The organism is Paenibacillus sp. XP01 (genome assembly GCF_057364885.1).
This window is the reverse complement of sequence record NZ_CP139481.1, coordinates 5,089,678-5,100,622: the sequence shown is the minus strand read 5'-3', so window position 1 is coordinate 5,100,622 and position 10,945 is coordinate 5,089,678. Positions and strand designations below refer to the sequence as shown.

The following is a 10,945-nucleotide window of genomic DNA, read 5'->3' as shown; positions in this document are numbered from 1 at the left end:
AGAAAGCGATGATAAATTCAAAAAAATTGCAAATGGCATACAAAAGATATATCAAGAATTTTTCTGAGGGATTAACACTGGAAAAATCGTTAAAGAAGTATGAAGAGGCTAAAATAGAAAATTCCGATATTGTGGAAAATAACGAAACTGAAAAGGATCATATCCTGTTAGTTAATATGTATAGAATATCTTCTTACTGGCTATCGGAATGGAAACATCATGTGCTGATTAAAGGTGAGGAGAATGCAATGGGGCTAAAGCAAATACAGAAAGTTGTTTTTTACCAATGTATGGTCCGACATATATATAAAGATCGTTACCCGAATATGAAGTTAATTCATTATTCATTTGATTTAAATATAGTTGCCCTAATTCATTTCAACATGTATGGATGGAAAAAAGAAGAGGATGTTTTCTTTGACTTTATTGAAGAGTATCTCGTGGAAAACATCATGAAGGCCAATGACTGGAATAAACATATTTGGTATTTATTTGAGTTGTATTTGCGAAGTTCTAACAAAACGATTTTTGGTGTAAACCAAAATATCCATATGATAGTTAAATTAAAGCTGGAAGAGAAAGGTATGAACTATGACTTAATTCCGGGAGAACTTGGCATATACAGCGAAGTGTTAGACCGTTGGAACACGCCTGACCTTGATGAGATCACACAACTGATTGGTAAAATGTCAGAATACCATTCTATGCTAGCTGCGGAGCTGGGGCAGTCATTAGAATTCGGAGATTTTCGCTATACCTTTTATCCATATGAAATCTTGTTTTTGCTTCATGTACGAAAAAAGCAAGGTTTGCCGAATCCAACGCATTTCGATGATTTCCTCATGAATTCGCCCGAAGCTAAAATAGAGATTCAAGACCCCGAGCCGTATCCGGATCAGGATCCCATTTTGCAAATGGTGGATGGTTACTATCGTAAAAACTACCCTGAGTATATTCCGAACAAGTACGGAACGCTGTTTGAATAGAGGAGGAAAAGAGTGTGGAAGATGAAGATTTGGTGCCCTTGATATTCAAAAATGCAGAGGACATTGATCAAATTTTGAATGATCCTGACGAATCGTTGGTATACTTCGGCATGCTAAACCATGGTTTAGCGACGAAACGATTTTTATTTTTGGACTACAAGGGGGAAGAGGGACAGGAAATCGTCAATTATATTTTGGATTATGAGTTTGCTCACGACATTGAACTGGGAACTGCAGAAGAATTAGAGGTGTTGGGAGAGTTTGACTATACATATCTTCCGGAGAAAATTAGGGAAGTGAATAAGTTAATCTCACCTAAAGGTTATGGTTTGTTTACCTATCCGACGACAGGAGACTTTTACGCGTTGTTTATCGCTGAATTGGAGCATAACCATGCGTTTAGTCAGGTTGATTTATTGGGAGATGAGGATATCCCGGAACGAGAACGTTATATTCAGTTGTACATTTAAAGGTTGTTGAAAAGTGTAAGGGGCTCCGGTCAAGACAACCGGAGCCTGCTTGTTTTGAATGGCGGTTTGAGTAGTAAATATAAACTTTCTTGCGAAATACATATTTCTTGATACACCAAAAACAAGACCTAGTGCTCTACAGATAATACGGGAAAGGAAACACCGTTGTTCAAAGGGAAGTTGCATGCATCTCCATTGAAACGTCCAGAGGAGTTACCAAATGCGAACTTAGAAATGTCAACGGTAAAAATAAAAAAAGTGAGGAGTAATAAGAATGGCTGAAATTGCAAAAATCCATGAACCGGTATCATTAGAACAGGTAGAGAACTTTGAGAAAACTAATGAGATCGAATTACCTAAGTTATATAAAGATTTTTTGTTGGAGTATAATGGGGGGCGTGTAGAACCGAATGTTTTTAAAATTTCATCTGATGAGGGTGAAAGTGCATTAAATGTTTTTTACGGAATTGGTAATATGAAAAATAATCTTGAAAAGAAGATTGGATTTTTTGAGGAGATATTAGAAATGGGGTTTATTCCCATAGCGAGAGATTCCGGGGGTAATCAAATTTGTTTAGGTATAAGAGAAGAGTTCTATGATCAGATTTTTTTCTGGATACACGATGAAGAGTATGATGATGCTATGGACAACATGCATTTCTTGGCGAAAAATATTCAAGAATTTATTGGTAGTTTGTATGATGATGAATAAAATTAATATGTTTTGTTACAATTTGCATTAATACTGAAATAGTCGGTACCCATTGCCGAATGAATTAAACATCCAACCAGTAACGTATGTTAGAATGGAAGGAAGCAAGTGAAAAATGAGAGAAGCTTAGAGAGTAAGGAGATATATTTTCCAACGAAAAGTTTGAGGAATTTAAAGAACAATACAAAAATGCGCAAAAAGAAATAACGATTGTAACAAACGATGGGACAAAAATTAGGGTTGATGCAATTGCAACTGATAAAGATGGTAATGTTATAATACAAGAATAAAAAAGCTCTGAGACTGCACCATATATACAGAAAATCAAGAAAAAGGCTTCCCTGATTTATAGTATTTATCAAGATTTAAAGTCAGTAGATGGATTTATATTCGATTTACAATTTAAGCATGAACCAACTGAAAATTGCAAAAAAATTTAGAAATTTTTAAGGTGAGCCACAGGATTTGCAGATTGTCTTTAGAGTTAATGAACCCGATGGACATATATATGAGGTGTAAATTATGAAGGCAAGTGAGGCATTTGATAATGTATGTGCTTTAGTAGCTGAGAAATATAAGGACGATGGTTGGAAATATGCTAAGTCAAGTCATTGGATGACTAAAAAAGATAAAAAATTCATGTATAAGGTGTTTTTTATTCAAGTTGGAATAATATTTCTGATAAAACTGTCGTGTTTTATGGGGAATGTGCCATTATTCCGCTAAAATCTAAAAATAAAATCTTTCATACAAGTACCCACAAATGTAATATTCCAAGCGGAAGTTTACATTGGAATATAGCAAATGAGAAAGACTGGAACCAGGTGGTTAGTGAATTCACCAACTGGTTAGACAGTGTATTCATGCCAATTGTAGATAAATGTATGAATGATTTGGATAACTTCGTAAAAGAAGTTGTTGTGCAAGGGTTCTACCCCGAAAATGGTTATATAATTGATATTGGATTTGTGTTAGATCATGGTTCGCGTGAATTAGCAGAAGAAGCGACCATTAGGTATTATGCGAGTTTGAGCGAGTACGAACAAAATGTATTCAAAGACAATTATGAGAGTATGATACAGGGGAATGAAGCTGTGAGTGTATACGGTAATAATATGATGAGGAATTACTCTAATTTTAGAACTATTATTGAAAATAAAATTATTGTTACGTTATAGCACAAGGTAATCGAAGGAAGGGTGGTAAAATGGAGCGATCCATTTATTACCCTTTCTGTTTTCGAATAACATTTTATGGATCTACGCCAGGAGTTTGTTAAGATTTGTGGAAACGTGGTTCGCAACTCCCACAACAAGATAGAAAGATAAAACCAGCAAACCAAACCCTAAAGAACTGCCAATACTTGATAAACAATCAAAGGCTTATTCCAGCTTGAATGCTGAGAAGGAGTAAGCTTTTTTTGCATGCACACGGTGAGCATTTTCAAAGCCGTCGTTAGAAAAGAATGAGGGCGAGACACAACAGCCATTCTGACGGGGTAAGCGAAAACCCTGACCACTAGATTGTTAATATTAAATCAGACAGCTTTTTAAGGGCTGCATGGCGATACTGAACAGGTGTCATGTATCCCAGTGTTCCGTGAATTCGATGTTTGTTAAAACAGTTTACGTAATCGCATAATTCTAATTCCAGATGACGAAGGTTTTGAAAGCTTATCTGGGATGAACTCCGTTTTCATGACTTTGTAAAGTGGCTTCAGCCGCAGCATTGTCATAGGTGCAGCCTCTCATGCTCAGAGATCGGCCGATTTCAAATGTCTTCAGAAGCTCGTCCATCCTTTGATTTTTAGATTCACTACCGCGGTCCGTATGAAACCACTGAATGTAACGCAAATCACCCTGTACTGTAGCAAAGGCGCATGAAATCAGAGTAGCGTCCTTGTGTAGATCTGCACTATGAATCTGTCTTTAATCAATAAAATGTCTTTGTATCATTCTTTGCAAGTTTCAGAATAGAAGAAGGAAAGAGTATAGAAGGCCGGAACATGGTTTTCTATATAAACAGCACTAATCAATCACACAAGGCCACTGTGAGTGCAGTACCATCTTCCTGTTATCCCCAGATTTTTTTTTAATTCCTTATTTCAAGGGGGAAATCCGGTGATAAAGGCGACCGCATTGCTTCTCCAGATTGGTTCTGCCTCTCCGTTAACGTGTGTATGTTTTTTGCGGTTTATATAGTGATAAGTGAATCCTCCAGGGCAGCATTAGCGAATGAACTTAACATTCAACCAGTAACACGCTTAACCCAATTAATACCTGTATTAAGGTTTCTCTGTTAGTTCGTACAAAAGAATCAAAATACTTGACTCGTTTTGTGGATCTTTGTTTTCTTGTTGACATAGAATGGCTTGTTTCAGAGTGCTTGTACCTTGCAAGCGGAATATGACATCTAGAGGTTATCCTACATACTATAAGGAATTATTTCCTAGTGAGTGCGTCATACATGACATGGAAACCGAGCTCTGTATGTAGACTTTATACAGGAATTGTTCGAAAATAAAAATCCTACTAAGTAAGGGATTAATAAAACTGAAATACATTGCGGGATATTCAATCTGTTGTAGGAGGTTTTATTGTGAAATTAAAAACGATTATCTTAGAGGGAGATTCTAAATATGAAAAGGAAAATCAATTATTTCCTATAAGATGGAAGTCTCATCATGTAACCGAATTATTTATGGAGTTATTTCCTGATATTGAATTGGATGGGAACAGACAGTTGACTATTTTAGCTACAAGGGATAGAAGAGAAAACGCCAAGAAATACAACAATTATAAAGCGTTTAATGCCTCGGCATATTATCTTGAAGAAGCGCAGATAAAGACTTTGGAGACCTTAAACCCAGAAGATGCAGAAAGTTTCATTTTGGGTATTATTGAAGAGGTATTAGTTGATATAACCAACATAATTGGTGAAGATGAACAAAAAAGAACCGTGATAAAAGATACCATTAAACAAGTAAGGGAAATGGAATTCTCACTAAAGAAAAAAATGAAAACCTTATCCAAAAAGTCGAAGGTAGGAAAATATAAAGCAGATGTGTTTAGATGCCTGAATAAAGTATCTGGTGAAGTATGGTGCGTGGAAATAGAAAATGGAATCTCAGGTCAGACCAGAGTGGAGTGGTTGACCAGCAAACCGGATTATTTAGATCTAAGAGATCACTTTAAAAAATCCAAGTGGGAAGAAAACAGATTTATAATCACAGATAAATTAGGTGTAGAGGTCTTTTCGATTGAAGTTGGTATGGAAGAATCTTAATGAATAAAGTCATTTACTAAAACAGATATTTACTACAATATCATAAAAATGAACAGGTTAATTGTGAAAAGATGACTACCATGGGTTGCCCTTTTTTTAAACATAGAGATATATGGATTAATTAATCCAAAATATTACAGATGATTCGTGCTGAGCTTTATATTGAACAGATTGATTATGGGAGTTTCACCATGATTAATCTGTTTTTTTGTTGAATTTTTCACTTCGAAGATGGCCTGTTAATTTCATCCGCGAATAACGAAGTGCGTTACGACTATGACTATAACGAAGAGGGTCTGCTTACGGCCAAATATCAGAGCCGGTTCGGCGAACGGACAACGGATGCGGCGTCACGTCCCGTGCTGCGCTACGAGTATGATGTGGAAGGCCGGACGGTAGCCCGCACGGATGCTGGCGGAACACGCGTCGAGTATGCGTATGATCCGTTGGGCCGGGTGGTTGCCATTCGGCAGGGCGAGAACGAAATGGCCCGGTACACCTATGCAGCGGGCAACCGAATCGCGTCCATGCTGTACGGCAACGGCGTGCAAACGGCGTATGAATACACGCCTGAAGGGCAGGTATCGCGGCTCCACACCCGGGCAGCAGATGGAACGGTCCTGCTGGACAACCGCTATGCCTATGACCGGAGCGGGAATACGATCGGCTGTTATGGCACACAGGATCAGGCCGAGTATCGATACGATGCACTGGATCGGTTGGTGGAAGCCCGGTATGCCGGATATGGCACGGAGAAACTGGCGTATGACGAAGCAGGTAACCGAATTTCCCGTGTCTGGAACGGACAACGGACAAGCTATACGTATGATACAAGGAACCGTCTGCTCAGCCTGATTGAGGAAGCATTGCAGGAAGAGAACGAGGAACAAGGTAGAGCGAATGGGCGAACAAGCGGGAAAAACATCCGTTACGCTTACGATGCGCAAGGCAATCTGATTCAGGAACATCAAGGAGAGCAGACGACAAGCTACGTCTATGATGCATTCAACCGTACCATTCGAGTCGAACAAGCGGATGGACGAATCGTGCAGCATGGCTACGACCCGGAAGGTTTGCGAAGTAGGCTGGACACGGACGGGACCCTACGCCATTTTGTGCATGATGGCTGGCATGTCGTCAACGAGTTGGATGAAAAAGAGCGGGTACAGGCCTCCTATATCCGTGGTCATGAATGGCTAACGCAACTGGACGATCAGGGCGAAGTGGCTTATTATGTAAATAATATCCACGGTGACGTGACCCATCTAACTGGACAACAGGGCCAGATCCTGAACGCGTACACGTATGATGCCTTCGGAAACATGCTATCCTCGAGAGAACAGCGTGTGAATCCGTTCCGTTATGCGGGAGAAATGCAAGATGCGCTTACAGGACATTACTATCTGCGCGCTCGCTTCTACAATCCGATCATCGCGCGATTTACGCAGGAAGATACGTACCGTGGAGACGGCCTGAACCTGTACGCCTATGTCGCCAACAACCCGATCCGATATGTAGACCCGAGTGGGTATGCGAAAGCAGGGAAAAGCGGAGGAACCCCGGCTTCTTGTGTGAATAAGGGTGATAAGTACGACACTGGAGCACTGGTTTATCAAGAATATGATATTGTCCCTTATGACAATCGAACATATAAAACGCCGGGTTACGAGAAGCATTATGGCGTTTTAAATGAATGGGCAGAACATAACATTGCAGGGTATACAAAAAAGAATGCACCAACAATATTGTTAACTCCAAAGACTCATGAAGCAACAAAAGAGGTTTATCGTGAATGGCTTAGAGAGAATTATGGAAAACCTGTAGGAGTGTCTCCGGATTGGTCAAACATGTCAAAAACAGATGCAATGAAGCTAACGCATGATATGTTTGAAGCGGCTAAAGTACCCCAAGGTATAAGGGATGAGTATTTTGAATTGTTTGATATTTTTATAACTGGAGGTTGAAATGAAAATAAAAGATATTATTAAGGAATTTGAAACTCATTCAAATTTTGAAGTTAAGGAACCCATGGGGTATCCAATGGTTAAACATGGACATACATTACCAGATGATATGTTGGAATTTTTTTCTCTAAGTGGTGGTTTAGTATGTTATATCGAAAATGGAGGTTTCCCGATTGAAATATTATCGCCAACCCGTGTGAAGCAGGCGAATATTTCATTGCTGGGAAAAGAATATGAGGATGATATATCCTCATCATGGTATTTAATTGCGGATGCTGAGGATGGAAACTATATTTCTATAGATTGCAACCCGTCTAGGCTAGGAAGATGTTATGAGAGTTTTGAGTACAGTCATGCTGTTGCGGGAAATTGTCCAATTATTGCATTGTCGTTTACTGAATTGTTAAGTAATATACTCAAATATGAAGGGGAATACTTTTATTGGAAAGATAACCCTGGTTTTAACGGATATGGGGACGCGTATGATAATCTTTAATTCTATTTAACTAAAGACGGATTGTAACATAAAGGACGACATCTGCCGAATACTTCAATGAGTAAGCAATCAAATCATTAAATGTCTAAGGTCTATTCTTATTAAGGATAGGCCTGTTTTTATAACTTGTGGCTCCTGATCATGTATGGGAACTGCAGTTGAGTGGTCCTAATGTTCCTAGTAATTTGAAATTTTTAGATTCATTCACAAATGAAGATAATCGAATGAGGCAGATCTGGCCTCAAATAAAAGGGTTACCAGTTGGAACGAAAATAAAAATAAAAATAGAATATTAGGGAGTGAAACTTTTTGATTGATAAGCTATACAATAAAATACAAAAGATGAGGTCTGTTTTGGAAAACAATCCGGATGGTCCGGTTATCGGAAAGTTAAGAAGTGGAAAAGCCATAAATTTGCAAAGATTAGAAAATGGGGTTACTGAATACTATAGTTTTTTAGTTATAAGCAACGGGGCAAGATGTGGCGCGATAGATATATTCTCCTATGAGACGATGCTAGAAAGTCAATATTACTTAGAATTTTTGGATGAAGGACAATATGATGTACGTGAGTGGGTTTATGTAGGTCAATGTTTATATGACCCAATAATCTTGAATAAAATAAGTGGATTAGTTTATCAATTTTATGAAGGAACTCCTCTAGAGCAAGGGGAGTGCTATGGTTCTTTTAATGTCTTTTTAAATGAGTATGTTTTTGGAGAAAAATATGAGACTATCATTCCAGATGTTGATGATGACAAGTGGTATCAGATACTGAAAGAGTTGTGAAAATTTTGAATTTCCTCTCAATTGGCCCGAAAATTATCCATAATATGTGGGATTTCAAAGTGCGACAACTAATAGAATGTTGACAGTCCAGTATACACATGATTTAGGTCTATTCCTATTTGGGAATAGGCCTGTTTTGATATTTGTGGTTCAGAACTAACTTGAGCCGAATTTTCCATGCCTGGAACATGCAGCACGGCTACGACCCAGAAGGACAAGGATGGAACCGTACGCCATTTCGTGCATGATGGCTGGCATGTCGTCAACGAGTTGGATGAAAAAGAGCGAGTACAGGCCTCCTATATCCGTGGTCACGAATGGTTAACGCAACTGGACGATCAGGGCGATGTAGCTTATTATGTAAATAATATCCACGGTGATGTAACCCATCTGACTGGACCACAGGGCCAGATCCTGAACGCATACACGTATGATGCCTTCGGAAACATGCTGTCTGCACGAGAGCAACGCGTCAATCCGTTCCGTTATGCGGGAGAAATGCAAGATGCGCCTACAGGACATTACTATCTGCGCGCCCGGTTTTACAATCCGATCATTGCGCGATTTACGCAGGAAGATACGTACCGTGGAGACGGCCTGAACCTGTACGCCTATGTCGCCAACAACCCGATCCGATATGTAGACCCGAGTGGGTATGCGAAAGCGGCAAGCGGAGGAACCCCGGCTTCTTGTGTGAATAAGGGTAACGCTGTAACCGGTAAGGATAAAGAGCCTGCTATTAATGAGTATGATGTGGTACCATACAGACCAACAAGTGGAAAATTTGGTCTTGAGAATCATCATGGTGTAATGAATGAATGGGCTAAACAAAATGTACCGGGATATACTGCATTTGTAAACGTGTCCCCTACAGTGGCTTTAAGTGTAGACAACCATAAGTTAACCAAAGAGGTTTTTAGAGAGTGGAGTCGAGAGAATTACGGTATACCAGTTGGAGCTAAAATTGAATGGACTAAGATGTCTCCGAACCAAATTCAAAAACTTTCCGAAGATATGTTTAATGCTGCTAAAGTTCCGGATTCTAGTCGTAAAGAATATTATAGAACATTGAATCAATTTTTGTACAATCTGCCGCCGTCTAAGGTAATGAGTAGGGCTCAGAAGATAGAATTTTCAAATCAACTAAGGGATCTACTTTATAAGTGAAAATACAATTATAAAGGAGAATATTAAATGGAAATAAAAAGAATTGTTCAACAAATTGAAGAATTCAATAATTGTATAATTTCTCCTCCTACAGGTCTACCTAGACTCGATGGGAACCATATCCTTCCTGAAGATGTAAAAGAATTTTATCGAATTTGCGGAGGGATAAAACTATTTGAAGATGAAGATTTTGGAGTTGATATTGTTTCTCCAGAAGAATTTATCTTGGCAAATCCAGTCATCGTTAATGAGTTGTGCGAATATGACATTTCTTCTAATTGGTACATTATAGCTGATGATCGGAATGGAGATTATTTAACAATTGACCTCCACAGAGACCGATTAGGAAGATGTTACGATAGTCATTGGGATACACATGCTGTCGCAGGGAGTTGTGCGATCATTGCTAACAGCTTTACAGAGTTATTAAGCAATCTCGTTAAAACAAGAGGACAAGGAACTACATGGTACTGGGATGAGGATGATTTTGAACCTTTAGGAGACGCATATGATGATCTTAGGAACGAATAGAGTGAGCTTTAGGATTTTTATATGACGGATTGTAATATGAAGTGCGACATCTGCCCAATACTTCAATGAGCAAGCAAATCATTAAATGTCTAAGGTCTATTCCTATTGGGAATAGGCCTTTTTTATAACTTGTGGCTCAGATCCTAAACGAATTTTTCATGCTTGCAATGCACAGCACGGCTACGACCCGAAGGGGTTACGAAGCAGGCTGTACACAGACGGAACCGTACGCCATTTCGTGCATGATTTGGCTGGCATGTCGTCAACGAGTTGGATGAAACAAGGCGAGTACAGGCTTCCTATATCCGTGGTCATGAATGGCTAACGCAACTGGACGATCAGGGTGATGTGGCTTATTATGTAAATAATTTCCACGTTGATGTCACTCACCCGACCGGATCACAAGGCCAGATCCTGAACGCGTACACGTATGATGCCTTCGGGAACATGCACGAGAAACCAAGCAACTTCAACCAGCAATCCATGCAACGGATTCTGATAAGTGGATTACAACTAGTTTAAACAAATTAACTGCGCCACCTAGT

The 10,945-nt window shown here is 39.1% G+C and carries 10 protein-coding genes and 1 pseudogene; 10 read left to right on the top strand and 1 reads right to left on the bottom strand.

Translation table 11 applies throughout. The features are described from left to right. Positions 1 to 8 precede the first annotated feature (8 nt). From SNR34_RS23085 to SNR34_RS23070, 4 genes and pseudogenes are all read left to right on the top strand, one after another. Positions 9 to 986 (top strand): hypothetical protein, encoded by a 978-nt coding sequence (locus SNR34_RS23085; RefSeq protein WP_236421093.1) that lies wholly within the window; start codon positions 9 to 11, stop codon positions 984 to 986. A gap of 14 nt (positions 987 to 1,000) precedes the next feature. Next, a complete protein-coding gene (locus tag SNR34_RS23080; protein WP_236421092.1) occupies positions 1,001 to 1,456 on the top strand; it encodes a DUF6630 family protein in 456 nt (151 codons plus the stop codon). A gap of 274 nt (positions 1,457 to 1,730) precedes the next feature. After that, entirely contained in the window at positions 1,731 to 2,168 is a 438-nt protein-coding gene (locus tag SNR34_RS23075; RefSeq protein WP_236421091.1) for an SMI1/KNR4 family protein, read from the top strand. Between the two features lie 522 nt (positions 2,169 to 2,690). Next, positions 2,691 to 3,346, top strand: a pseudogene (locus SNR34_RS23070) (hypothetical protein). A gap of 340 nt (positions 3,347 to 3,686) precedes the next feature. Here the strand turns inward: SNR34_RS23070 and SNR34_RS23065 are convergent. Further along, positions 3,687 to 3,845: an IS3 family transposase gene (locus tag SNR34_RS23065; RefSeq protein ID WP_356724755.1), complete on the bottom strand. Its 159-nt coding sequence runs from the start codon at positions 3,843 to 3,845 to the stop codon at positions 3,687 to 3,689. A gap of 921 nt (positions 3,846 to 4,766) precedes the next feature. On the opposite strand from SNR34_RS23065, the gene SNR34_RS23060 reads away from it, so the two are divergent. The 6 genes from SNR34_RS23060 to SNR34_RS23035 all read left to right on the top strand — a co-directional run bounded on the left by SNR34_RS23060 (position 4,767) and on the right by SNR34_RS23035 (position 10,400). Next, positions 4,767 to 5,453 (top strand): hypothetical protein, encoded by a 687-nt coding sequence (locus tag SNR34_RS23060; RefSeq protein WP_486180254.1) that lies wholly within the window; start codon positions 4,767 to 4,769, stop codon positions 5,451 to 5,453. Between the two features lie 263 nt (positions 5,454 to 5,716). Continuing rightward, complete coding sequence (locus SNR34_RS23055; protein ID WP_486180253.1) at positions 5,717 to 7,417, top strand: RHS repeat-associated core domain-containing protein; 1,701 nt, start codon at positions 5,717 to 5,719, stop codon at positions 7,415 to 7,417. Between the two features lies 1 nt (position 7,418). Beyond that, the gene (locus SNR34_RS23050; RefSeq protein WP_486180252.1) at positions 7,419 to 7,913 is read left to right on the top strand and encodes an SMI1/KNR4 family protein; all 495 of its coding nucleotides are present in this window, start codon (positions 7,419 to 7,421) and stop codon (positions 7,911 to 7,913) included. A 309-nt stretch (positions 7,914 to 8,222) separates the two neighbouring features. After that, positions 8,223 to 8,702 carry a hypothetical protein gene (locus tag SNR34_RS23045; protein WP_486180251.1) on the top strand — a complete coding sequence of 160 codons (480 nt, stop codon included), beginning with the start codon at positions 8,223 to 8,225 and terminating at the stop codon, positions 8,700 to 8,702. 240 nt (positions 8,703 to 8,942) lie between these two features. Continuing rightward, positions 8,943 to 9,869, top strand: coding sequence for an RHS repeat-associated core domain-containing protein (locus tag SNR34_RS23040; RefSeq protein WP_486180250.1), 927 nt, complete (start codon positions 8,943 to 8,945; stop codon positions 9,867 to 9,869). Between the two features lie 27 nt (positions 9,870 to 9,896). Continuing rightward, positions 9,897 to 10,400: an SMI1/KNR4 family protein gene (locus SNR34_RS23035; protein WP_486180249.1), complete on the top strand. Its 504-nt coding sequence runs from the start codon at positions 9,897 to 9,899 to the stop codon at positions 10,398 to 10,400. Positions 10,401 to 10,945: the final 545 nt, after the last annotated feature.

Coding starts and splice junctions, on each gene's coding strand:
- SNR34_RS23085 (WP_236421093.1), top strand. CDS start 9: ATGATAAATTCAAAAAAATTGCAAATGGCATACAAAAGATATATCAAG.
- SNR34_RS23035 (WP_486180249.1), top strand. CDS start 9,897: ATGGAAATAAAAAGAATTGTTCAACAAATTGAAGAATTCAATAATTGT.
- SNR34_RS23075 (WP_236421091.1), top strand. CDS start 1,731: ATGGCTGAAATTGCAAAAATCCATGAACCGGTATCATTAGAACAGGTA.
- SNR34_RS23050 (WP_486180252.1), top strand. CDS start 7,419: ATGAAAATAAAAGATATTATTAAGGAATTTGAAACTCATTCAAATTTT.